General features: G+C 31.6%; 25 protein-coding genes. 23 read left to right on the top strand and 2 right to left on the bottom strand.

Annotation, left to right across the window (positions count from 1 at the left end):
* Positions 1-50 precede the first annotated feature (50 nt).
* Positions 51-923, top strand: a complete 873-nt coding sequence (locus tag OEV98_RS02040; protein WP_263071472.1) for a TetR/AcrR family transcriptional regulator — start codon at positions 51-53, stop codon at positions 921-923.
* Between the two features lie 67 nt (positions 924-990).
* On the opposite strand, the gene OEV98_RS02035 is transcribed toward OEV98_RS02040, so the two are convergent.
* Positions 991-1,488, bottom strand: a complete 498-nt coding sequence (locus OEV98_RS02035; protein WP_263071471.1) for an endolytic transglycosylase MltG — start codon at positions 1,486-1,488, stop codon at positions 991-993.
* Positions 1,478-1,858, bottom strand: a complete 381-nt coding sequence (locus OEV98_RS02030; protein WP_263071470.1) for a hypothetical protein — start codon at positions 1,856-1,858, stop codon at positions 1,478-1,480. The genes OEV98_RS02035 and OEV98_RS02030 overlap by 11 nt, the downstream gene beginning before the upstream one ends.
* A 360-nt stretch (positions 1,859-2,218) precedes the next feature.
* On the opposite strand from OEV98_RS02030, the gene OEV98_RS02025 reads away from it, so the two are divergent.
* The 22 genes from OEV98_RS02025 (at position 2,219) to galE (ending at position 25,838) form a co-directional block, all read left to right on the top strand.
* Positions 2,219-2,425: a hypothetical protein gene (locus OEV98_RS02025; RefSeq protein WP_263071469.1), complete on the top strand. Its 207-nt coding sequence runs from the start codon at positions 2,219-2,221 to the stop codon at positions 2,423-2,425.
* Between the two features lie 119 nt (positions 2,426-2,544).
* Positions 2,545-2,850 (top strand): spore coat protein, encoded by a 306-nt coding sequence (locus OEV98_RS02020; RefSeq protein WP_263071468.1) that lies wholly within the window; start codon positions 2,545-2,547, stop codon positions 2,848-2,850.
* 469 nt (positions 2,851-3,319) lie between these two features.
* Positions 3,320-4,084 (top strand): YveK family protein, encoded by a 765-nt coding sequence (locus tag OEV98_RS02015; protein ID WP_263071467.1) that lies wholly within the window; start codon positions 3,320-3,322, stop codon positions 4,082-4,084.
* Positions 4,030-4,731 carry a CpsD/CapB family tyrosine-protein kinase gene (locus OEV98_RS02010; protein WP_263071466.1) on the top strand — a complete coding sequence of 234 codons (702 nt, stop codon included), beginning with the start codon at positions 4,030-4,032 and terminating at the stop codon, positions 4,729-4,731. The genes OEV98_RS02015 and OEV98_RS02010 overlap by 55 nt, the downstream gene beginning before the upstream one ends.
* 365 nt (positions 4,732-5,096) lie before the next feature.
* Positions 5,097-6,923: a polysaccharide biosynthesis protein gene (locus OEV98_RS02005; RefSeq protein WP_263071465.1), complete on the top strand. Its 1,827-nt coding sequence runs from the start codon at positions 5,097-5,099 to the stop codon at positions 6,921-6,923.
* A 27-nt stretch (positions 6,924-6,950) separates the two neighbouring features.
* Positions 6,951-7,571, top strand: a complete 621-nt coding sequence (locus OEV98_RS02000; RefSeq protein WP_317633782.1) for a sugar transferase — start codon at positions 6,951-6,953, stop codon at positions 7,569-7,571.
* The gene (locus OEV98_RS01995; protein WP_263071463.1) at positions 7,568-8,494 is read left to right on the top strand and encodes an NAD-dependent epimerase/dehydratase family protein; all 927 of its coding nucleotides are present in this window, start codon (positions 7,568-7,570) and stop codon (positions 8,492-8,494) included. The genes OEV98_RS02000 and OEV98_RS01995 overlap by 4 nt, the downstream gene beginning before the upstream one ends.
* A complete protein-coding gene (locus OEV98_RS01990; protein WP_317633781.1) occupies positions 8,466-9,650 on the top strand; it encodes a glycosyltransferase family 4 protein in 1,185 nt (394 codons plus the stop codon). The genes OEV98_RS01995 and OEV98_RS01990 overlap by 29 nt, the downstream gene beginning before the upstream one ends.
* On the top strand, positions 9,637-10,746 hold the full coding sequence (locus OEV98_RS01985) for a glycosyltransferase family 1 protein (protein WP_263071462.1): 1,110 nt from the start codon (positions 9,637-9,639) through the stop codon (positions 10,744-10,746). Before OEV98_RS01990 ends, OEV98_RS01985 begins: the two co-directional genes overlap by 14 nt.
* A 70-nt stretch (positions 10,747-10,816) precedes the next feature.
* Positions 10,817-12,130, top strand: a complete 1,314-nt coding sequence (locus tag OEV98_RS01980) for a glycosyltransferase family 39 protein (protein WP_263071461.1) — start codon at positions 10,817-10,819, stop codon at positions 12,128-12,130.
* Positions 12,121-13,254: a glycosyltransferase family 4 protein gene (locus tag OEV98_RS01975; RefSeq protein ID WP_263071460.1), complete on the top strand. Its 1,134-nt coding sequence runs from the start codon at positions 12,121-12,123 to the stop codon at positions 13,252-13,254. The genes OEV98_RS01980 and OEV98_RS01975 overlap by 10 nt, the downstream gene beginning before the upstream one ends.
* 177 nt (positions 13,255-13,431) lie before the next feature.
* Positions 13,432-14,448 (top strand): glycosyltransferase family 2 protein, encoded by a 1,017-nt coding sequence (locus tag OEV98_RS01970; protein ID WP_263071459.1) that lies wholly within the window; start codon positions 13,432-13,434, stop codon positions 14,446-14,448.
* Between the two features lie 49 nt (positions 14,449-14,497).
* Positions 14,498-15,490: a glycosyltransferase family 2 protein gene (locus OEV98_RS01965; RefSeq protein ID WP_263071458.1), complete on the top strand. Its 993-nt coding sequence runs from the start codon at positions 14,498-14,500 to the stop codon at positions 15,488-15,490.
* A gap of 1 nt (position 15,491) precedes the next feature.
* Positions 15,492-16,610 (top strand): glycosyltransferase, encoded by a 1,119-nt coding sequence (locus OEV98_RS01960; protein WP_263071457.1) that lies wholly within the window; start codon positions 15,492-15,494, stop codon positions 16,608-16,610.
* Positions 16,597-17,499, top strand: coding sequence for a WlaTC/HtrL family glycosyltransferase (locus tag OEV98_RS01955; protein WP_263071456.1), 903 nt, complete (start codon positions 16,597-16,599; stop codon positions 17,497-17,499). The genes OEV98_RS01960 and OEV98_RS01955 overlap by 14 nt, the downstream gene beginning before the upstream one ends.
* Positions 17,500-17,553: 54 nt before the next feature.
* Entirely contained in the window at positions 17,554-18,579 is a 1,026-nt protein-coding gene (locus tag OEV98_RS01950) for a glycosyltransferase (protein ID WP_263071455.1), read from the top strand.
* A 61-nt stretch (positions 18,580-18,640) separates the two neighbouring features.
* Positions 18,641-19,636 (top strand): glycosyltransferase family 2 protein, encoded by a 996-nt coding sequence (locus OEV98_RS01945; RefSeq protein ID WP_263071454.1) that lies wholly within the window; start codon positions 18,641-18,643, stop codon positions 19,634-19,636.
* A 259-nt stretch (positions 19,637-19,895) separates the two neighbouring features.
* Complete coding sequence (locus OEV98_RS01940) at positions 19,896-21,128, top strand: glycosyltransferase (RefSeq protein WP_263071453.1); 1,233 nt, start codon at positions 19,896-19,898, stop codon at positions 21,126-21,128.
* Between the two features lie 24 nt (positions 21,129-21,152).
* Positions 21,153-22,943, top strand: a complete 1,791-nt coding sequence (locus tag OEV98_RS01935) for an ABC transporter ATP-binding protein (RefSeq protein ID WP_263071451.1) — start codon at positions 21,153-21,155, stop codon at positions 22,941-22,943.
* A 32-nt stretch (positions 22,944-22,975) separates the two neighbouring features.
* Positions 22,976-23,911, top strand: coding sequence for a PIG-L deacetylase family protein (locus OEV98_RS01930; protein WP_263071450.1), 936 nt, complete (start codon positions 22,976-22,978; stop codon positions 23,909-23,911).
* Entirely contained in the window at positions 23,901-24,671 is a 771-nt protein-coding gene (locus OEV98_RS01925; RefSeq protein WP_263071449.1) for a 6-hydroxymethylpterin diphosphokinase MptE-like protein, read from the top strand. The genes OEV98_RS01930 and OEV98_RS01925 overlap by 11 nt, the downstream gene beginning before the upstream one ends.
* Positions 24,672-24,812: 141 nt before the next feature.
* Entirely contained in the window at positions 24,813-25,838 is a 1,026-nt protein-coding gene (gene galE / locus OEV98_RS01920; protein ID WP_263071448.1) for a UDP-glucose 4-epimerase GalE, read from the top strand.
* The last annotated feature ends 77 nt before the right edge of the window (positions 25,839-25,915 follow it).

The raw sequence follows: 25,915 nt of genomic DNA, 5'->3' as shown, positions 1-25,915 counted from the left end.
TTACCAACAAATTTATACTAAAATAAAGATTAGAGATCGTGGGAGGACTTATGAATAGGCGGAAGAGACATGTAGCTGAAGTTGCATTTAATCTATTTGTAGAAAAAGGCATTCAGCAAACATCGATACAAGAGATTATTGAACGTGCCAATATTTCAAAGGGTACTTTTTACAATTATTTTTCAACAAAAAACGATTGTATAGCCGAAATATTAGAAGGATTGCGTTACGATGCCAGCCAATTACGAATGGAAATGCAGGTTGGCAGAGATGCAAAGGATCGACAAATTTTAATCGAACAAATTTCAATATTAATTAAGTTGAATGAAGAACGTAATTTACACGCATTGTTTGAAGCGATTATAGGTTCCAATGAATTGGAATTAAAAAAACTAGTGATGCATCATCGAATGTATGAAACCGAATGGGTTTCCGAACGGTTTATTGAAGTTTTTGGGGAACATATAAGACATTATGCGTTTGAACTAGCGGTATTATTCATGGGCATGCTACAGCAAATGCTTTTCATTATGAAAATCTCCAACAATGCACAGTCTGAACACCGTATAGTAGAAGTATTAATATCTTATATCGAACTTATGATTCCGAAAATATTGGAAAAAAATAGTGCCTTGCTAGACAGTTCCAATCTTCATTTTTTACGGACAAAAATTGAAAGAAAAGTGATTAAGTTAGAGGAATTATTCAAAATGGCGAACCAATTGAAAGAGGTAGCAACTTTCACAATAGAACAGCACGATTTATTTTCGGCAATTTTAGAAGAACTTTCCCATGAACGTATCCGTAAAAGTGTTTTACAGCCATTAATAAAACCTTTTTTACAAACCTTTGAGCAAACCTCGTTAGAATCACAAGCAAAAATATTTACCAATTCTGTCTGGTATTTTATTAAACGACTGTAGATAAATATTTGGAATGAACAAAAACCCAATCGCATGAGTGATTGGGTTGATTTTATTCCATAACTTTCTATTTAAAAATAGTGGAGATGATTTCATCATAAGACATATTATTAGTTACAGTATAAGATCCTGGCCGTAACTTATTTTGCAAACCGCGTTTTTCAATTTCTTTAGAAAAATGAAAGGCATCTTCTGTAATCAATTTCGCTTGGTTAAGTGCTTCGCCAACATCGTAGCTCGTCATGCCTTCTGCAACATTCACTACGACAGAGGTGACTTTTTCCTTTTCGGTGCTATTGTCAGACTGGGAGTCATCCGTTTGTTTGTCTGTTGTAGCTTTTGCCGAAGTAATATTTTTTTCATATTCATTTTGTGTTTGTACTACATATCCTTTTGCAGCAAGTTGCTCTTTCATTTCTGCCTCAGATAGTACTTTCGTATTTGTTTGAGTAGTTGATTCTTCTATCTTTGCTGCATTTGTATTTGCTGAGAAATAAACAATCCCACAAATGGTAGTAGAAAGAAAAAGCCCAGCTGCAAAGCTGCTCAATAGATTAATTTTCATGTGCAACGTTACTCCTTCCATCTTTAGCTTCTATAAAAGGAGCAAGCAGCTCTTGAATTTCACTCACAGATACTTGCTTAATTTCTGAAATACTTTCTAATGAGTAATTGCGTCTATATAAGTCTAATAATTCTCTTTTTAAAAGTTTATCTTTGTTAGAAAGTGGTATACCGGCTTCTTTCAGAATAATTTCGTTGTCTAATTCTAATTTTTGAATTGATTCTTTCAAGTCTTTTATTTCCTTCAAAACAGCAATGTGATCTGTGTCCATTCTTTCTTTTTCTGCTTTTGCTGAAATATTCGTTTTGATAATGGAATAAATGAAAAGTAAAGCAGATATCCCAAATAAAATAGCTAATGCCCATTCCATAAAAATTTACTTCCTCCTTCTGGTAGAATAGACCCCCTTAACAGATGTTTATTATACATCCGAAAATGCCAATTTTCGAGTTAATTCTTCTAAATGTGATAAAAGTAACAAAGATGTAATAATAAGGAAAAATGGGTAATCGATTATTAATGGTTTGTATAGAAAAAATAATTTCCATTAATATAAGATTTTATCCATTCATAGGTTTATTCGCGAAAGAACCTTTAGTAATCGAAACCTAAGACAAGCTAGATACGCATAATCAATGATTGGAAAAGGGGAGATGCTTTTTGAGGGGAAAATATTACTTTTTTATACTCACCATATTTCTTACAATGCTATTGATTGGTTGTGCAGCCATTGAGGATGCTGTCTCTCCAAGCAGAGGCAAAACAGCTAGTGATTGCAGAGCATACGAATAACAATGGAGTACCGAACATAGTAAATGTAGTCGTAAAAAATAATGTTTATTATGTAACTTGGGAAAATAAGCAAAATAAAGAGTCTGGAACGGATAAAGTTACGAAATTGAAAGAGGTTATAATGGTAGAAGCTCAAATCGAATAATAATTATGGTGGAAAATACTTTTTTTCGTTTGTTTTTCTATTTTTTAGTGGATCTGACTTAGACAAGTTCTCGGTATTTTCATAGATTATAGTATATCAAACCGAGGGAGGTGTTATTTATGGGATGTAATAATAACAATCAAAGCGGTTGTGAGAAACATAGGGAAGAGGTAATTGTCAGTCCTACGGAAAGGATTGTTAACACTCGAACAAATACACGTACGATTAAACGTATTCACCCAACAGAAATTATTAATGTAAACCGAACAATTATTAGAAATGAAAACTTCTATCCAGTTACAGAACGAGAAGTCAACGAAACGATAGAAGAAAACTATGACTGTGGGTCAGATGTCAATAATCCCAATTGTAGAAAAACGAATAATATCAACAACAATGGACTTGACTGGCTGTTTCGATTATAGGATGAAATGATTGGTTAGCCTGGTCAAGTGCAATGCACTTAATAAGTAAGATAAACAAAAGTTATTTTACCTCAAAAATCTAGGTAGGATTATAGGGGATTGATGGGTAGTGGCAAACAAGGTGACCTTAGCAGACTATCGGTGAAATATAGAATGGGAAGTTGGTAATGTTTTTTAGTCGCGAGTTAGCTTGAGTTAGTCACTCCTCCCCTATACCAAGGCTAACTGTATTTCCAGTGCTGTTTATACCACTACTTATTGCCTTCTTTGATTCTTCTTTGAATAGAAAGCTTGTGCCCCACCTGCTAGCATCAATACCATATTATACTTACTATCTATTAGAAGTTTTATTATAGGAAAATTATATTTTTTGCTATTTTTTAATAAATTTCTTTACAACGAAAATCTTGCATGTTATAGTTCTTTATAAAGAACGGATATTTGCTAGTTTTTTATAGGGGGGGAATACATGGAAGAAAAAATACGACTTGGTAAACTTTTAAAGGTAGTTCGCAAACGGTACTGGATTGTCCTAGTATTTGTTTTTATGTCAGCTCTGTTGGGCTTAATATATGTAAAGTATTTTACAAATCCTGTCTATGTAAGTTCAGCTAAACTACAAATTGAAGGAATCTCAAATTCAACTGAGATTACAGAAAAAAATAGTATGATGGAATTTTTTATTAACTATATCCCTGAATCTGATATTTTAACTATTGTATCAGAAGAGCTTAACGGAGAATTTTCAGAAGTTCAATTGAAAAATATAATTTCGATGTGGACATCTGCCTCGGTATTTATGAATGTTAGTGTAACTTATAAGGATCCGAATGAGGCAATTTTAATAGTGAATAAATTTATTGAAGTTATTGAGAAAGTTAAACCTGATTATTTAGCTGGATTAGAAATCGCAGAATTGGCAACGCCTGAGAAAGTGGAAACAATTTCTGGAAGTGTAGTTAAAACCGTTGGTTTATCCATTATTGTTGGTATATTTCTAGGATTTGGCTTAGTTTTCTTACTTGAATTTTTAAATTCAACCATAAATGATGAGCAAGATATAGCAAAATATTTAAATGCTCCATTATTAGGAGTTGTTGCGAGTTATGATAGGAAAAAATTAACCAAAAGAATGGTAGTAAAAAACGTAAGGAAGGTAAAGGAGAAAGAGGTGAACAAATGGGAAGACCAAAAAATGAAGGAAGAAAAAGTAGAGCGAACATACCATGGATAATAACGAAATTTGCACCTAAATCTTTCTTTTCTGAACAATATAGGAGTATAAGGACAAATATTCAATTTTCAAAAGGTAATCAGTCATTTCGTTCAATTACAATTACTTCCCCTAATTCTGGTGAAGGTAAGTCGACTGTATCAAGCAATTTAGCAGTTGTTTTTGCACAATTAGGAAAAAAAGTACTTTTGGTCGACTCAGATATGCGAAAGCCTGTACAACATAAAATATTTCGCTTATCTAATGCTATTGGAATGTCAAATGTATTATCAAAACAATTTTCCATTATAAGTTCTATTCAAGAAACGGGTATTAATGGTCTATCGGTATTAACAAGTGGTCCTAATCCACATAATCCATCAGAATTAATAGCTTCAGAAACAATGGAAGAGTTTTTGTTGGCAGTATATGACTATTATGACCTTGTTTTATTTGATACCCCTCCGTTAATGGCTGTTTCTGATTCGCAATTGTTAGCAAGTATTACGGATGCCTCAATATTAGTATTAAGAAGTGAATCTACTGAAATTAAAGAGGCAATTCAGGCAGTAGATGTATTATTAATGGCTAAGGGTAAATTTATTGGAACAATTTTAAATAAAAAGCGATTTCCAAATATCAATCGGTTAAAGTATTATGTTTACTAATTAAAATATAAGTCAAAAAGTTAGATGATTAACAAAGACAGTGGAGAAGTAGTTCGATTCTCGTTAATTGTTCTTAATTAAGAACTTTTGATAAAATTTTAATGATTTTAATTGGTGATGTCTTCTTACCACTATCAATGAAGGCACTCGGCTATACTGTGGGAGGGGATACCTTATCCTTAGATATTAATTATCGATAGCGTAGTGTGAGGATGGGTTAGATGCCCATAATTTATACATATTTTCTATTATAGAACTGTTAAAAAATGGGAGATTTCAATATAACGAAACTATTAAATTATTAAGAAGAATGATATAGATAATTACTTGGGATTATTTATATTTTTTTGAAAGGAGTCTTTAGGGTGACTTATAAAAAGCGTTTTGCCTTTTTAGCAGTTTTGGATTCAGCCATTGTTTTAACATCTATATATGTAAGCATGATAATTTTGAATATAGATCTTACCGTTGTTAAATCTCAAGCTTTATTGGTCACAGCGCTAACTTTGTTACTTAGTCACCATATGCTTGGCTTTCGCAGTCGTTTGTATCATAAAGCCTGGGAATATGCAAGTATTAATGAATTAAGAGCGATATATATTGTTGTAACTATTTCAATAGTAGTAACCGGAATTATTCAATTTGTAATTTTTCATGAAATCGCTGTTAGAGCTTTAGCAATTACCTGGATGCTTCACCTTCTTCTAGTCGGAAGTTCGCGATTTGTTTGGAGAATGTTCAGGGATTCAATCATGAAAAGAACAAAACAGAAACGGACTTTAATTGTTGGTGCGGGAAGAGCAGGAACGATGGTGGTACGAAATATTTTAAAGAGCAATGATATAGAATTATTTCCAGTTGGCTATGTAGATGACGATCCTAAAAAATATGACTTAGATTTTCTAGGAATCCCCGTATTGGGAAATGTAAGAAATCTACCTTCAATAGTTGAAAAGTATAAAATTGAGCAGATTGTTATTGCTATTCCTTCCTTAAGCAAAATGGAGTTAAAGAAGATTGTTACAGAATGCTCAAAAACAGCCGCTAGAACACAAATTATTCCAAAAATAGAAGAAATTATGCTTGGTAAGCTATCTTTAAATAGTTTTCGTGATGTTCAAGAAAATGATTTACTAGGTAGAGAACCAGTTGAACTAGATATAAATAACTTATCAGAAAAATTACAAGGTAAAACAATACTTGTTACTGGTGCTGGAGGCTCTATTGGTTCCGAAATTTGCCGGCAGATAAGCTTGTTTAAACCAAAAAAGCTTGTACTCGTTGGTCATGGTGAAAATAGTATTTATCAAATTAATGCCGAGCTTACCAGCCTTTATGAGAGGGATATTAATATTGTGCCTGTTATTGCTGATATTCAAGATCGTGAGAGAATATTTGAAATTATGGAAGAACATATTCCTCAAGTAGTTTATCATGCAGCCGCACATAAGCATGTCCCACTAATGGAATTCAACCCAAAGGAAGCAATAAAGAATAATATTATTGGAACGAAAATTGTATCAGAAGCTGCTGGTGTCTATGGTGCAGATACTTTCGTTTTAATCTCCACAGATAAAGCTGTGAACCCTGCGAATGTAATGGGTGCAACAAAACGCTGTGCAGAGTTGATAATTCAAGAGCTTGATCAGCAATATAAAACGAAGTATGTCGCAGTTAGGTTTGGAAATGTTCTAGGAAGCAGAGGAAGCGTTGTTCCACTGTTTAAGCAACAAATTCAAAATGGAGGACCGATTACTGTTACTCATCCTGAAATGACACGTTACTTCATGACAATTCCTGAAGCTTCAAAGCTAGTCATTCAAGCAGGTGCATTAGCACAAGGAGGGGAAATTTTTGTTCTTGATATGGGGAAACCAGTAAAAATCAGAGATTTAGCAGAAAACCTTATTAAATTATCAGGTTACACGACGGAGGAAATTGGAATTGTATACTCGGGTATTCGCCCTGGTGAAAAAATGTATGAAGAACTCCTAAATGAAAATGAAATTTTTCCAGATCAATTATTTCCGAAAATTCATATTGGTAAGGCGAATTTGGCAGGAGTAAAAGAATTATACTGGCTCATGGATCATTTTGGGGATCTAGGTGTACGTGAAATAAAAGACAGATTACTTACCATTGCAAACATGAAAGAAAATAAAAAAGCAGCAGTTCAAGCAGTTGCAAATTAAAAAGGAAATTTGGGTGATCTAGTGAAAATATACCCTATATTAAAAAGAGTGACTGATATTGTGTTAGCATGTATTTGTTTGCTACTACTATCTCCTTTTCTTCTGTTAGTATCAATCACTGTGAAACTATCTTCAAAAGGTCCTGTTATTTTTAGACAGAAACGGATTGGCAAATATAAAAAAGAGTTTTATATATATAAGTTCCGTACAATGAGGATAGAAACTCCGAAAGATATTCCAACTCATTTACTTAGTAACCCAGAAATATTTATTTCAAAATACGGCAGGTTTTTAAGAAAAACAAGTTTAGATGAACTTCCGCAATTATTTAACATTTTGCGAGGTGAAATGAGCTTTATTGGTCCGAGACCAGCTCTTTGGAACCAGTTTGATTTAATTTCAGAAAGAGAAAAATATGGAGCAAATGATATTTATCCTGGTTTAACAGGGTGGGCACAAATTAATGGTAGAGATGAATTATCAATAAGTGTAAAAGCAAAATTAGATGGAGAATATGTTAAAAAAAGTTCATTCTATTTTGATTTGAAGATTATCTTTTTTACTATTTTCAAAGTATTAAAGACAGAAGGTGTTAAAGAAGGTAGTCTGATAGAAAAAAATCAAAATAAGAAGGGTGTAAATTTATGAATAAGAAGCGAATTTTAATTACTGGTAAACATAGTTACATAGGTTCAAGTTTTATGAAATGGATAACCAGGTGGCAGGACCAATATGAAATTAAGGTAATTTCAGTACGGGGAAAAGAATGGGAAAATATTAACTTTGCAGATTTTCATTCTATTTTGCATTTAGCGGGAATCGCACATGTTACAACAGATCCCAAAATGGAAGATTATTATTATCGCATAAATAGAGATTTAACACTTGATATTGCAAAAAAAGCAAAAGCATCTGGTATTAAACAGTTTATCTTTTTGAGCAGTATTATTGTTTATGGTGAAAGTAGTAATAAATTACATACGATTAATGAAGAGACAATACCAACACCAACCAATTGTTATGGGAAAAGCAAACTTCAGGCTGAAGAAGGGTTAATGCAATTAAAAAGTAATCATTTCAAGGTTGCCATTATTAGGTCTCCGATGATATATGGAAGAGGTTCGAAAGGAAATTACCCTCGTCTTGCTGAACTAGCTAAAAGGCTCCCTTTTTTTCCATATATTGAAAACCAGCGAAGCATGCTGCATATTGATAACTTATGCGAATTATTAAGATTAATAATAGATAATGTGGATGAGGGCTTATTTTTCCCCCAAAATTCAGAGTACGTGAATACATCTAAAATGGTTATGGAAATTGCAAAGGTACATGGAAAAAAAATTTGGCTAATAAAAGGATTTAATCCATTGATTCATCTTTTGAGCAAACGTGTTAGATTATTGAAAAAACTATTTGGGAATTTTGTGTATGAAAGTAGAATATCGGTATATAAAAAAAATTACCATGTAAGAAGTTTTGAAGAGTCTATTAGATTTACAGAAGGTGATGAAAGTGGGGGATATTTGATTGAAAAGAGTGTTGATGTTAGCATCCGTAGCTTCAATGATTGATCAATTCAATATGAATAATATTCGTTTGCTTCAGAGCATGGGGTTAAAGGTAGATGTTGCTTGCAACTTCCAAGTTGGAAATACTACATCTGATGAAAGAGTTAACACATTTATGAAGGAATTAAATCAATTGAGTATAGACACGTATGATATTACTTTTCCAAGAGAAGTTTCTAACATTAAAAATATGTATCGTTCCTATAAGTTAGTAAAAAGGTTAGTCGCAGAAAATCGTTATGAAATAATACATTGTCACTCTCCAATAGGTGGTGTTATTGCAAGATTAGCAGCAAAAAATGCAAGAAAAAACTATGGGACAAAGGTGATATATACAGCACATGGCTTTCACTTTTATCGTGGCGCACCTTTGAAAAACTGGCTTCTTTTTTATCCAATTGAAAAACTTATTTCACATCATACAGATTATTTAATAACCATAAATAAAGAAGATTATAAAATGGCAATAACTAAAAAATTTGCCGCGAATAAGATCGTATATATGCCTGGTATAGGAATAAACACTGAAGAGATGAGCCTACCATATGTAGATAAATTAAGAAAAATGGAGGAATTTGGTGTTAAAGATGAAAAAATTCTACTCTCTGTAGGTGAGTTAAATAAAAATAAAAATCATGAAATCATTATAAAGGCAATTTCTAATATAAAAGACCCACTCAAGTATATTGTATGTGGGAAAGGGAATGAATTAGAGAATTTACAAACACTTTGTAAAGAATTGAACATCGAAAATAAGGTAATATTTGCTGGATATAGGAATGATATAAAAGAACTACTACAAATTGCTGATGTTTTTTGTTTTCCTTCTCTTCGAGAGGGACTTTCTGTATCGTTAATGGAGGCAATGGTAGCAGGTCTTCCGGTAGTCGGTTCTAAAATACGGGGAAATATTGATTTGATTTGTGAAGATGATGGAGGGTATTTGTTAAATCCACATGATGAGGTTTTATTTCAACATAAAATAGAGCTATTGATTCGAAAGCAGTATTTAAGAGAACAGATGGGTAACTTTAACAGAGAGTATATAAAATATTTTGATTGGAAAAGAGTGAACGTAATAATGGAAACCATATACATAGAGGCGGCCAATTTATTGGACGATTACATGGAAAAGGAAAAGCGAAATGGAACCTATTAGAGTTTTGCAAGTAGTAACTTTAATGGACCGTGGCGGTTTAGAAACAATGTTGATGAACTATTACAGACATATAGATCGTCGGAAGATACAATTTGATTTTTTGGAACACCGGTCAGGAAAACATGATTATACTGATGAAATTTTGTCTCTAGGAGGCAATATTTATAATGTCCCTCCTGTGAGTCCATTTAATTTCACAGATTATTATTATCGTTTAAGGGCATTTTTCAAGGATCATCACGAGTATCATATTGTTCATTCACATTTAGATGCTTTAAGCACATACCCTCTACGTACTGCAAAACAGTTCGGAGTACCAGTAAGAATCGCTCATAGTCATAATACAAATCATGAAAAAAATATGAAATATTTGATTAAACGATATTCACAATTAAAATTGCAATATTATACTACTCATTTATTTTCTTGTGGAGTTGACGCAGGAAAATGGTTGTTTAAACATAATAACTTTCAAATACTAAATAATGCAATAGACACAAAAAAATTTACATACGATGCTAAAGTTGCATTGCAGATGAAAAGAAAACTTGGTATTCATGGGAAGTTTGTTATTGGCCATATCGGAAGATTTTTTAAACAAAAAAACCATGGATTTTTGTTAGATATTTTTAATAGACTGCACAAGATTAATAGTGATTGTGTTCTGCTATTGATAGGAGCAGGTGAATTGATGAATGATATAAGACAAAAGGCAAAAGAATTGGGATTATCAGATGCTGTACTATTTTTAGGAGTAAGAAAGGATATACCTGAACTTCTTCAGGCGATGGATATTTTTGTTTTCCCGTCCTTATACGAAGGGCTTCCTGTTACTCTAATTGAAGCCCAGGCAAGCGGATTACCTTGCATTATTGCAGATACAATAACCGAAGAAGTAAAAATTACAGAACATGTAAAATATGTTAGCCTATTCTCGAGTATTGATGTGTGGATTGAACAAATATTATCCTATAAAAACGGATACACTCGTCAAAATAATTTTAGCACAATCAATAAAAATGGGTTTGATATTCAAGCAAATGCCAAATGGTTAGAGAACTTTTATTTGAAATTAATTCCCGACAATGAATCTTAGATGAAAAATTACTATTCAAAATCAGTTTTGATAAACTCTTGGATAAAGAAGGATTGCGATGTTTTCATTAATGTTATATTTATTAGGTTTTGGTTCTCTAGTAACGTTTTTAATTGAGAATTTATCTGAAAATTTTAAAAACAGAGATTTTGTCGTTAATATATTTATTTGTTGTACAGCAATTATATTGATTATAAAAATTTTGGTCCAAAAAGATCAAGTGAATGGAATAAAAAATTTTAATAAAATACTGACATTTTCCTTTATATTAAGGATTTTGTTTATGTATTGGGATCGGTATTGTAGGCATATTTTTATTTTCCCAAATAGTGGACTTGATACTGGCACTTTCGATGTTTGGGCTAGAGAATTCCTTGTGAGTGGTCTATCAGGGCAAAGTGGGTATGGTGCTGTATTAGGATATATTTATGGTTTTTTCTATCCGAATCCTCTATGGGGACAATATATTAATGTTTTAGCATCAGTTCTTACTATCATTGTTTTTTATAAAATTCTTTGTAAATTAACCATTGATCAAAAGTATAAAACAATAGGCATCCTTGTTGTATGTTTTATGCCTAATTATATAATTATGTCCGCTATTCTGCTAAGAGAGAGTTTTATTACATTACTTTTAGCACTTACTATTTATTGTTTGTTGGAATGGTTTTACAAATATCATTGGAAATATATTATTTATGCAATTTCACTAGTTTTAGGAGCTACTTATCTTCATTCAGGTACGTTTGCATATGCAATTGCTATATTTATTGTCTTGGCATTTGCAAATAATAAAAAAAGAAAATTTCAATTTAAACAATCTTCCATATTCATTACAGGTTTTTCCATCATTTTTATCACATTTTTGTATAGCAGCTATGGAGATACATTGTTTGGGTATTTGGGAGGAATCGAATCCGTTAAGGATGTCGTTGCAAAATCAGAAGTATATGCTACAGGAGGTTCAGCATATAACGTTTATTTAGTAGATGATAGTTCTTCACTTGGTTTTATTATCAATAGTCCTATCCGAATCTTTTACTTTCTTGCTTCTCCATTACCTTGGGACTGGAGAGGCATGTCGGATATTATTGCATTTTTTGGTAGCGGATTTTTTTATTTATTGGCTATTGTTTATGGATTTAGAGCTTTGTCATTAAAAAACAATAAAAATAAAGAATTAATCATTGTTTTTCTCATTTTTATCATTTGTAGTGGGCTAATTTATTCATGGGGAGTTTCCAATGCAGGAACTGCTTTGCGACATCGGGATAAATTTTTAGCTAGCTTTACATTATTATTAATCATTTCCTTGGATTCAATTAAACAATTTAAGAAACAAAAAGTACCCGTATTAAAGGTGGAGAATTTCCAATGGCAATAAAAATTTGTTTTTTTTCAGGAGACATTACAAGAAGCGGTGGAACAGAAAGAGTAACTGCAGTAATCGCAAATGAACTAATTACATTAAAGAAATATGATATTTTCATTTTAAGCTTAACTAAACAGCATGAAGAGTCCTTTTATATGATTAATAGAAAAATACAATCTAATGTATTATTTAATATGCCATCAGTAAACTTGAAGAAAAATTATTTCCATATCGTCTCTTCTATTCGAGAATATATTAAGAAAAATCAAATTGATATTTTAATAGATGTTGACACGGTTTTAGATGTATTTAGTATTCCTGCGACCAGATTTACGAGTACCAAGTTTATAGCGTGGGAACATTTTAATTACTATGAAAATCTTGGTGTAAAATTTAGAGATTATGGAAGATGGTTATCGGCTCGATTTGCAGATGCAATCATTACAATTACAAATGAGGACAAAAGTTATTTTCAACAAAATTTAAAGATACATTGTCCTATCTATTCGGTGTATAATCCGAATCCTTTAAGACCGAAACAAAATCAATATGATACTTCTAGTAAAATGATTCTTAGTGCAGGGAGACTAACCAATCAAAAGGGCTTTGATATGTTACTTGATATCGCGAAAGAATTATTTCAAACCCATAAGGATTGGAAATGGGTTATATTGGGTGAAGGTGAAGAACAACATCAGTTGGAAAAGAAAATAGAGGAGTATCATCTCGAAAACCATGTCATTTTAAAGGGAAATGTAAAAAATATAGAGGATTATTATAAGAATGCAGCCATGTTTGTTCTAACATCTAGATATGAAGGATTTGGTCTTGTTTTAATAGAGGCTAAGTCATTTGGTCTACCATGTGTAAGCTTTAAATGTAAGGCTGGGCCAGCAGAAATAATTTTAGATCATGTAAATGGATACCTAGTGAATTGTTTTGACTTGCAAACAATGTGTAAAAAAATATCCGACCTTATTAAGGATGAGAACAAAAGAAGTTTATTTTCTATGCATGCGCTTGATGATACAGAAAAATATCAAATAAGTAATGTTATAGAAAGATGGGATAATATATTAGAAGGAATGTATAGCCCAAAAAAAAAATTTTTAAAAAGCAGAACACAACAATATTAGCGATAAATTAGTGAAAGGAATACTAAAGTTGTCTTAGGGAGCACATTGTAGAGTATTCAATTGACTGAAGAATTATGACACTTATAAAAAGGAATTCGTTTGACTGTAGCTGATTATTCCATTGGGTTCGAATAAAGAATAACAGTTACATATCATAAATATTTGGGGCGGTTAGTTTTGAAAATAAGTATTGTTGTACCAGTTTATAACGCAGAGGAGTACTTAGAGGTTTGCTTTAGGAGTATCATAAAGCAAACCTTTTTTAATTGGGAACTGCTTGTTGTAAATGACGGTTCTACTGACAGTAGTTGTGAAATTTGTGAATATTTTTCAAATAAAGATAAACGGATAAAAATTATTCAATCAAATAATCAAGGGCCAGGAATTGCGAGGAATATTGGTATGTCATATGCAACGGGGGATTATTTGATGTTTATGGATAGTGATGATTATCTGGAACATAATTCTCTAGAACTTCTTGAAAAGATTGCTTCTAATACAGAAGCTGAGATAATCTTCTATCCAAATTATACCGATAAAATGGAAGATGAAAAATATAAAGTCGTAAAAGATAATCATTTAAAAGATATGGAATTTCTAAGTAATAGTGATTTTGTCAATAGCTACCGTTTGTTATATGAACATGGATATTTGCATCCGGTATGGAATAAATTGTATAAATTATCGTTTATACATTTATGTAATGCTATCTTTCCTAGTGGTATTAATGTAAGTGAGGATTATATTTTTAATATCCAACTCTACAAACATTTGCAAAAAGGGGTTGTTTTAAGCGTCCCCCTTTATCACTATGTAAGCAGAAATAGTGGGAGTATTACCTCAAGCTTTAACAATGAAAGATTTAATAGCTCTAAGAAAGTGTACCTTTATTCAAAAAAATTTTTTGAAGATTGGAATGAGGCTGAACTAATTCACGTCAATAATGAATTTATTACAAATATAAATGTTTGTATCAACAATTTATTTAATGATGATTGCAAATTATCTAGAAGGGAGAAATTTGCTGTTATTCAAAAGATAATCAATGATAAATTTGTAAAAGATTGCTCATACAGCAGTAATTTAAAAGGACTTAGAAACCGTCTTACAGCATTTTTAGTAAGAAATAAGCAAAAGTTAATACTGATGGGGATAGGTAAACTAACCCGTTCAATAGGAAAATTATCTAAATAGTAAAAAAATAGTATGAAAAGATAAATGACGAAGGGAGGTGCCAGAAAAATTGAAGCAACCGTTAATTTCAGTTATTGTTCCTATTTATAAAGTAGAAAATTATTTAAATAGGTGCTTGGAAAGTATTGTGAACCAAACTTATAATAATCTGGAAATAATTTTAGTCGATGATGGATCCCCAGATCGATGTCCTGAAATATGTAATCAATGGGCGGAGCGAGATTCTAGAATTATTGTCATACATCAACCGAATGGGGGATTGTCTAAGGCGAGAAATAGTGGACTACGAATCGCAAAAGGGGATTATATAGGTTTTGTTGACAGTGATGATTGGATATTGCCAGATATGTATGAATTTCTATTAAATTTAATATTAGTGCATAACGCAGATATTTCTCATTGTAGCTTTTATCATTCCAATGGAAAAAATTTACATAAAGGTCATGGGACTGGAAAAAAGTTTAATGGAAATAACTTTGAGAGCATAAAGGAATGTTTGAAACTGGAAAAGTTCATTTTATCTGTTTGGAATAAATTATATAAAAGAGATGTATTGAATGGTGTATTCTTTGAAGATGGAAGATATTACGAGGATACACTTTTTAATTTTTGGTCATTTAAAAACGCAAATAAAACCGTGTATGATGGGGAACCTAAATATTTTTATTTTACAAGAGATGACTCCATTGTAAAATCTCCATTTTCAAAAAAAGAATTAGATGTCATCTATTCTACCGAGAAACTATGTAAGCTTACAAGTAAATACTATCCAGATCTTCTGGAATATGCGGAGAAAAAAAATATTATTGAATGCTTAGTACTAATTAATAATATTTTATCTTCTCAGGATTCAATTAAATACCTTGATGAATACGAGTCAACAATGAAAAAGCTAAAAATATACGCAGGAAATACAAAAACTAGAATAAATTCTCAATTGCATTGGAAATATAAGTGGCTTTTAACGGTTTTAAATATAAATGAAAAATTGTTTGTTTTTATACTTACAAATTATTTATCGAGAAAAAGGAGTAAAAAATGATATGAAAATCCTTTTTGTAATAAACGCTTTATGGATTGGAGGGGTTGAAAAAGCGTTAATCAATCTAGTAAACTCCCTTGATCCAAAAAAATATGATATAACGATACTTTCCATTATGAAAGATTACAGTATAAGGCATTTATTGAAACCACACATCAAGGTTAAAGGAATCTTTCCAAAAAAAATGAAGGGGATTGATCACTTATTTAAATATATTCCGGCAAACATCCTTTACAAAATTTTTATTAGGGAAAAATATGATATTGAAGTCGCCTATTCGGATGGTAAACCAGTTGTTTTGTTAGGGCTAAATACCATTTCAAGAGCGGAAAAATTTACTTGGATTCATCAGGATATTAGCCGATATGAGAGAGTTATCAATTGCTATAAATCATGGTCGGAGTATATAGAAAGCTATAAAAATTTCAATAACATATTTTGTGTGTCAAGAGCAGCAAATGATAGTTTTAAGCAAGTAACAGGAATAGATAAATCAACTGTTTTATATAACATAATTCCTTCCCATGAACTATTGGAGAAGGCAAAGGAGGAGCTGAAGGTAGAAAAGGGCAACCGGCTAGTTTTTACTACCGTTGGCCGATTGGCAAAGGAAAAGGGAATAATGAGGCTTTTACATATTCATAAATCCCTATTGGATTCAGGTTTTGAATACAGTTTATGGATTATTGGGGACGGACCTGAAAAAGAGGAAGTGCAGAAATTTATTATTGACAACCATCTACAGGACACGGTTACACTATATGGTTTTCAGGAAAATCCATATAAATACATTGCAGCAAGTGATTTATATATTTGTCCTTCTTATACGGAGGCTTTAAGTACAACTTGTATTGAATCGCTTTTATTAGATGTACCTATTTTATCAACAAGTGTGCCAGGTGCAGAAGATATTCTAGGAGATACAAAATGTGGGTCCATTGTTGAAAATACTACTAATGCCATATATGAAGAGTTAAAAAGAATCTTATCGAACCCGAAAGAATTAATCATGTTTAGACAAGACATAGAGAGAGCGAAATCAAAATTTAATGAAAAAGATATATTGAGGAATCTGGAAAATTATTGGGCAAGTGAGGAATTTGAATATGTCGGAAATTAGCATCGTGACAGCGTATTTTCATATCAATAGAGAAAATTGGAAGGGCTTTGAACGGTCAACAGAGGACTATTTAGCATATTTTGATTTTTGGGCTAGAATACAAAATAATTTAATTGTATATACCAATCGGCATACAGCATCGGAAGTTCTATCGATTCGAAAAAAATATAATTTAGACCATAAAACGAAAGTTATCATTGTCGAAGACATATATAGTATAGATGAAGAACTTTATCAAAGCATAGTGCGAACTATAGCAAATCCGTTTTTTCGGAAATTCAGACTTCGACCTACTAACCCTGAAACGATTATCCCTGAATATATATATTTAACCTTATTAAAATCATGGTTTGTCAAGGATGCAATTCAAAAAGGTTATGTAGCTGGCAAAGTGGCATGGCTAGATTTTGGTTTTAACCACGGGGGTAAATGTTATAGTGAAAGTTCAGAATTTGATTTTCTTTGGGAGTTTGACTTTGATGAAAAAATTAATCTATTTACATTAAGAGATATTGATGATACACCGATTTTTGAAATCGTTAGAAAAATGGAGGATTACATTACCGCCGGGCTAATTGTTGCTCCGGATTTTTTATGGATTAAATTGTGGAAGTTAACAAGGGAAGCTGAACTTGTATTAAATAAGAGTGGGATGGCAGACGATGAGCAAACCATTATGGTAATGGTTTATAGAGAAAATCCAGAAATTTTTACATTGCATAAAAGCACATGGTTTATGCCGTTAAAGGACTTTGGCGGGGGACATCTTACAATAATAAATAATACGCAAGGGAACAAATTCAAAGTAGTGCTATTAAAAATAATGAATAAATATAAATGCTTAAAAGTAAAAATTAAATATTCATATGAAACGTTCAAATTATTGTAAATATAACTAGCTTTACTATTACGTATTGGTCAATTTGGAAATAGAGGGAATGAAATGGATTCGAAGATAAGTGTAATAGTACCAATTTATAATGTTGAAAAATATCTTCATAAGTGCATTCAAAGTATAATTAATCAATCGTATAAACATTTAGAAATTATCCTTGTTAATGATGGGTCACCTGATAATTGTGGTAAGATTTGCGACTCCTATACGCTTAAAGATTCACGAATTCACGTAATTCACAAAAAAAACGGGGGATTATCGGATGCAAGGAATACCGGTTTGGATTACGCAACAGGAGATTATATTAGTTTTATTGACTCAGACGATTTTATACATAATAAATTTTATGAAAACCTTTTGAGCTTAATTTTGAGTGAACAAGCAGATATTGCCCAATGTGGTTTTATTGCTATTAAAGAAGATACAAAGGAAAAGGATCTAGTTAATATCAATCCAAAAAAACATAAGGTAATAAAGTTAAATAATATGATGGCGATAGAAAATTTATATAATGATAATTCTGTTTATACAGTAGTGGTTTGGAATAAATTATATAAAAGAGAACTTTTTGAAAAAATAAGATTTCCTATAGGAAAAATTAATGAGGATGAATACACAACATACCAAGTTTTTTATAACGCTGCAAAAATTATTCTTACAAACCAACCTTTATACTTCTATTTAAAAAGATCTACAAGTATTATGGGAAACCAGTTTAACATTCAACGATTGCAAAAGTTAGAAGCAATATCTAATCAGATTAACTTCTTTAATGAAAAAAACGAATGGAAAATAAGGGATATGGCAATACAAATGCTTGAAACATATGTAAGGAGCTATATTATTCAAGTAATAAAAAGTAATCTTGAAAATAAGGAAAATATTCTGCAATATCTATTTGGTTATTATAGTGAAAATTTCAAATGGTTTAAACTTTGCTCGCGATTTAATTTATTTTCTAAGTGTTTTTTGTATGTAATTAACTATTTTCCTAATAATTTAACGAAATGGACGATAAAGCTACTTTTAAGAATTAAACAAATAGGCTTACGAATGAAAAGGATAATTAATTAACGAATACATTTCGATAGATGTCCCGTATTTTAAATGTGAAGAAAGAAGGGATAATTTTAATATGTTAATTAGTGTTATTATTCCAGTTTATAATGTAGAAAAATATTTAAAAAATTGTGTGGAAAGTATATTAAATCAAACATACAAAAACCTCGAAATTATTTTGGTGGATGATGGGTCAACGGATTCATCAGGTGAAATTTGTGATTTTTACCAACAAATAGATAAGAGGGTTAAAGTAATTCACAGGCATAATGGTGGAGTATCAAATGCAAGAAACACTGGAATTAGTGTAATGAAAGGTGACTTGGTTACATTTGTAGATAGTGATGATTATATTGACCCAAGAATGGTAGAAATACTTTATCGTCTATTATTAAAAAATAATGCAGATATATCTGCGACAAGTTCTAAAAATGTATATGAAAAAAATTTTTTATCAAATAAAAAGCAAGAAGAAATATATATAGGTACAGGTGTAGAAATTTTAATGGAACTCCACAATAGGTATTCATGGGAGGTATGGGGAAAGCTATATAAGAGGGAATTATTTTCCAATATAAAGTTTTTAGAAGACAAAATATATGAGGACTACTATTTTTCCACGCGCATTTTTTTAAGTGCAAAAAAAGCGGTATTTGCCGATTATGGATTATATAATTATTACCAGAGATCTAGTGGTATTATGGGAGAAAGTTCCAAAGTCATGAAGAAGGACTTAATCGAGATAATAGAGTCAAACATACAATTCATTGATGAATTGTATAAATTTCAAGATAAAGATAATCAGAAATTATATGCAAATTTTATTAAGCATTCGTTTGAAAGGTTATATAGGATTCTTTTAAATGGTAAAAAGAGGCGGAATTTCGAATATATACAATCCTATAGAATGCTAGTTATAAAAAATATAACCAGAATAATGAAAAATGAATATATTGAAGTTAGTACAAAATTTGGGTTCCTTCTTTCGTTGCTATCCGTTAGCGTTTTAAGATTATTAATTATTACTAAATATTCCTTTATGAATAAAAATAGTTTTATTAAATTAAAATGAACTTTTGAATAAAGGAAGAAATTCACTAATAGGTCTAACGTGGTTTTTGTGAAACGATAAAAGTATATGGAAATGGTAAATAAGAATGCTGTTGGAATGCAGTCAACTGCTTCAACTGCTTCAACTGCTTTCCAAATGGTTGCTAACTTTTATTGTTATGCTATAGAATACCTCTTCAATATGGTAGTGATTCACTCTCCTAAAAGGGAGAGTGTTTTTTTATATTTATAGATTTATCAAGATAAAGTGAGGATAGTAAATGAAAAAAAAGATGTTAATTATGATGAATGCTATGGGATATGGAGGGGTAGAAAGTGCCTTATTAAATTTGCTATTTTTATTAGATAAGGAAAAATTGGATATTACTATTTTGTTTGTAAAGAAAGAAGGGGAATTATTAGAAAAAATACCTAATTGGATCAAGACAAAGGAAATACAAGTCTCTGATTTTGACCGTGAACTATTAGATTATGGAAATAAAGAAATGTTAAAAAGGTCAATAAGGAAAAGACAATTTAGATATACTTGTGAAATAATCACGACTTTTTTCAAAAGGAAAATTTACAATTGGATAAATAAGCCTAATGATCGTAATGAAGCGAGATATAGATTTTTTCCTGTAGTGGAGGATCATTATGATGTTGCGCTCGATTTCTACGGGCATCCATCTGTAACAACATATTATATTGTAGAAAAGGTATCTGCAGATATAAAAGCAACGTGGCTCCATCGTTCAGACATTGGGAATGAAATAAAAGGATACGGTAATTATTATAAAAAATATAACCGTATTTTTGGTGTGTCAAATGCAGCCAAAGAGAAATTTTTAGAGGTTTTCCCTGAATTGGCGGAAAAATGTATAACATTATATAATATCCTCTTGCCAGAAGTAATAGAAAAGAAGTCACAGATAGGAAAAGGGTTTACAGATAAAATAGGAGGGATGCGATTATTATCTGTAGGTAGATTGGCTATAGAAAAAGGCTTTGATATTGCTATTGAAGTTGCAGAAAAGCTAAAAAAGGACGGATATGAGTTTAAATGGTACGTTATTGGTGAAGGGGCAGAACATACCAATTTAAAAAAGCTAATAATGAAAAAGGAAGTTGCAGATTGCTTTATATTATTAGGTGCTTCAGATAATCCGTATCCCTTTTTCCAACAATGCGACATCTATATACAAACTTCACGTGCGGAAGGATATTGTATAACCTTAGCGGAGGCAAGAATATTGAAAAAGCCGATAATAACCACCAATTTCTTAACTGCAAAGGAACAGATAATGGATGGAGAAACTGGTATAATTGCTGAATTTAGTGTGGAGAGCATCCTTGAAGGAGTAAAAAAGTTGCTAACTGATGAAAAGCTAAGGAGAAAACTAGCACATAATGTAAGCTACGGAAAAGCAGATTATTTAATAGAGCTTGAAAAATTTTACACTTTTGTTGAATCAACAGATGAATTACAGCTATTGGAACGGAAAGTGACTTAATTAAAATTGCAAAGGGGTACCTAAATGAAAGATTTAATCAAAAAAATATTATTTTTATTCAGCAAGAAGGAAAAATTAAGGTTCTTATTAATTTTTGTCATGATTATTATAGCTGCTGTATTAGAAACCCTTGGTATCGGACTAATTGTTCCTTTTGTAGAAATAGTGATGAACAGTTCCTCTTTAAGTGATAATCAAATATTAATGTCAGCTTACGAATTATTTTCCTTTCAGTCAACAAATGACTTTTTGATTTTCTCAGCAATTGTATTACTTTCTGTATTTATATTAAAAAATATATATTTGCTGTTTTTCCAATACGTACAAAGCTTAGTAATTTTGAATCAACAAAATCAATTGTCAGTAAGATTATTTAAATCGTATATAACAAAGCCGTACACATTTCATCTTCAAAGGAATTCAGCAAACCTGCTCAGAAATATCAATAACGAAGTTCCAAGGGTCATTTATGGAATAATTTTGTCAGGTTTTCAATTACTTACAGAACTTCTAGTGATAGCATGTATTTTCATTTTGCTTATTACAATAGCACCGATTCCCACAGCCATTTCATCAATTACATTAGGAGGAAGTGTTTTTTTATTTAATAAAATTTTTCGAAAAAAAATTCGAGCATTAGGAAAAGAGTCTCAAGCAGTATCTGGAAATATGATTAAATGGATTAATCAAGGATTGGGCGCGAGCAAAGAAATTAAGGTAATGGGTAACGAACGTTTTTTTGTTCAATCATATTTAAAAGAAAGTTTACGTAATGCAAGAATTAATAGATTTAGATTGATGTTAGAACAAAGCCCTAAGTTTTTTCTAGAGGTTATGATTATATCTGTTATTTTAGGTACATTATTGATTATTATTCTACAAGGTAAAAATACGTCCAATGTTGTTTCAATGATGGCTCTATTTGCAATGGCTGCATTTAGGCTTATGCCTTCATTAACTCGTGTAATGGCATTAGTAAATGGAATTCGTTTTAACCGGCCGGCTGTAGATACCCTTTATGAAGATTTAATATTAGACACACATAAAGGAATGATAAAAAGTGAGGAATCTAGTAAAAATGGAACGGAAACGATTGGAAATAGAGAGCGTATTTATCAGAAAGGAATTGAATTAAAGAATGTTTCTTTTAGGTATCCAGAGCAGACTAACTATTCTATAAAAAACGTTTCTTTATCTATTCCAATAGGGCAATCGGTAGCATTTATTGGGGAATCGGGTGCAGGAAAAACGACCCTTGTTGATTTAATTCTTGGGGTACTAGAACCAGAAAGTGGGCAAATTCTAGTAGATGATATTTCGATTAACCAACAGATAAACATTTGGCAAAGAAAAATAGGCTATATTCCACAAACGATTTATTTATCAGATGATTCAATTCGTTCGAATGTTGCTTTTGGAGTAGATCCGAAAAATATTGATGATACGGAAGTGTGGAGGTCATTAGAGCAGGCAAAATTAAAGGAATTTGTAGAATCACTTCCTGGTAAATTAGATTCATTTGTTGGGGAAAGAGGTGTTAGATTGTCTGGTGGCCAGAGACAACGTATTGGAATTGCTCGGGCGTTATATAATAATCCGGAAATTCTAGTTATGGATGAAGCTACATCAGCTTTAGATAATGAAACAGAACAAGAGATTATGAAAGCAATTGATGGATTGAAGGAGGAAAAGACGATTCTAATTATTGCACACCGTTTAACGACAATAGAAAATTGTGATATCATTTTTCAAATATCAAAAGGTCAATTAAAGGAGTCAGTATATAAAACAAAAGATGCATATTCAGCGGTATAAAAGAATGTTATGGAGAGTTGGGGGAAGGTAAATTGTCACTTTATTTAGCTGCAAAAATAAGATTAAAATCGTATTTATCTCAACGGGATCACTTAGTAAAAAGAATTGAGTTTATTCGCAAATTGTATCGTTATCCAAATAAAATGCTAGGACGTCATGTGGTGGAAGAAAAAAATAACAATGCCGCAGATGTCCTTGTTTTTTGTGCGCATCAGGATGATGACGTATTAGGTTTAGGTACTGTACTTAATAGACATCGTTTAAAAGGGGATACGATTAAAATTGTATTTGTTACAAATGGAACTGCGGGACGAAGGGAAAGCTGGTTTGCTAGAAAATCACAATCTGAAAAACTTGCAAATACAAGAAATCAAGAAGCAATTAATGCTCTAAAGTATATTGACATAACAGAAGAGGATATATTTTTTTTAGGATTTCCAGATGGAGGAACACAGAGGTATCTAGAGGAAATTTATCAGGATTTAATATCAATATTTTATTCTACTAAGCCGAAAAAAGTGTATGTGCATTGTATTGAAGGTGGACATATTGATCATGATATGACTAGTTATTTAGTTAAAACCTTATGTAATCGGGAGCAATTTATGGAAGTTTATGAATGGTCCGAATATAACCCAGTACAACCTATCGGAACTCCAAATATTAAATTTTTATCCAATAATAATGAAAAGGAGGAAATCATTATTGATATTTCTGACGATGAGAGAAAATTAAAGAAAAGAATGTTAGCCTGTCATAAATCCCAAGCGGTAGAACAGTATTTTATGGAGGGAGAAGCAATCCGAAAGGCAAATATATATAATATTGATCAGGAGTTAACGAAGCATTGTTTAATTCCTAATAAAAGAGTTACTAAATTAATTACTAAATACAAAACTTCATTATCAACGAGTATGATTGTCAGAAATAAAAAGAGACAGTCGAAAGGTGATGTATATGATTGCTAAAATTAAACAATCCATTCCTCCTAAATACGTTTTTAATATTAAACGATTTTTGAGAGTTACTAATATTCATAGAAATACTCTTTTCGAGAGACTAAAACTTCTTAAGAATATACATAAAGGGGATAGATGCTTTATTGTAGCAACAGGACCAAGTTTAACGATATCGGATCTTGAAAAATTAAAAAACGAAATCACTTTTAGTATGAATTCAATTGTCCTTGCATTTAACGAAACTGACTGGCGTCCAACTTATTATGGTATTCAGAGTCTCCATGTCTATAGAAAATTAGAAAGGCAAATTGAAAATATAGATACAAAGGGTGTATTTATAGCAGATAGACTAGCAAGATGTATACAAGTACCAGAATCCCTGAAAACATTTATTTTTCCTTTAAATGTTTTAAATCATAATAAAGAAGGTAAAAAGTATTCTACAAAATTTAGTGATGATCCATTCAAAGTTGTATTTGATGGTTATTCTATTACGTACTCACTTATTCAAATAGCAGTATATATGGGGTTTAAACAAATATATTTACTTGGTGCGGATAGTAATTATGCTAGTAATTCAAATCATCATTTTATCGATTATGGTCATGGTGATCCCAATGTTTCAATTGCAGGCGAAAAAATGATCAGTGCCTATAAGGTTGCAAAAAGATTTGCCGATCATCATAATATTAAAATCTATAATGCAACTCGCGGTGGTATGCTGGAAGTATTTGAGAGGGTAGATTTAGATGCGGTTTTGAAAAAATAATCTACTTTAAAGATAGCTTATATCGTATTGTCACAATAAGGAAAAGGGAGAATCTTCTACTAGTGCATGGAGCTTTCTCAGTCAGAGGAAAAGCATTCTACCATGTTGTACTATTTATTTAAATCATTAGGGGGGATAGTATTGGAGATACTAGTCACAGGTGGTGCAGGATACATTGGTTGCCACGTATGTGTTGAACTCTTGGAGGCAGGGTATTCAATCGTTATTGTCGATAACTTATGTAATAGCAAGATGGAATCGATTAACCGTATAAAGGAAATTACAGGGAAGAACTTTTCGTTTTATTCAGTCGATTTATTGGATAAGAGAGCGTTGGAACAAGTATTTGCTGAAAATAATATAGATGCTGTGATACATTTAGCAGGAGTGAAGGCTGTTGGGGAATCTGTTGAGATTCCTCATTTTTATTATCATAATAATATAACTGGGACACTAGTACTTTGCGAGGTTATGAAAAATTATGGAGTTATGCGGATTGTGTTTAGTTCATCTGCAACGGTATATGGTAATCCCAAACGTGTTCCAATTTCAGAAAACTTCCCTCTCAGCCCAACCAATCCGTATGGTAGAACTAAATTAATGATAGAGGAAATCCTTCGTGATATATACAGCGCTGACCCAAGCTGGAGTATTACGCTGTTACGATATTTTAATCCAGTTGGTGCACATCATAGTGGGAGGATTGGAGAAGACCCGCGTGGGGTTCCGAACAATTTAATGCCATATTTAACCCAAGTTGCTATTGGAACTCGTAAGGAGCTACAAATATACGGTAATGATTATCCAACAGTTGATGGTACCGGCGTCAGAGATTATATTCATGTCGTTGATTTAGCCAAAGGGCATTTAAAAGCGTTGGAAAGAATATTGAAATCAACAGATTTAGAAGTTTATAACCTTGGTACAGGGAGAGGAGTAAGTGTTCTCGAAATATTAACCGCATTTGAAAAAGTATCTGGTGTTAAAATTCCTTTTAAAATAGTTAATCGGAGACCTGGTGATGTGGCAAGCTGCTTTGCAAACCCCTCTAAGGCAGAATATGAATTGGGGTGGACAGCTGAAAAAGATATTGAAGAAATGTGTATGGATGCATGGCGCTGGCAAGTTAATAATCCAACGGGATATGGACAGCATATTCATAGTTAATATAACGAATAGTTTAACAATTTTAGCAATTCCTTTAAATTATTTTTAAAAACTATTGAAATAGTTCCTAAAATATT

Source organism: Perspicuibacillus lycopersici (assembly GCF_025660475.1).
Lineage (GTDB): Bacteria > Bacillota > Bacilli > Bacillales > Caldibacillaceae > Perspicuibacillus > Perspicuibacillus lycopersici.
The sequence above is the reverse complement of the archived record's forward strand: the minus strand, read 5'-3'. Positions and strand labels throughout refer to the sequence as shown.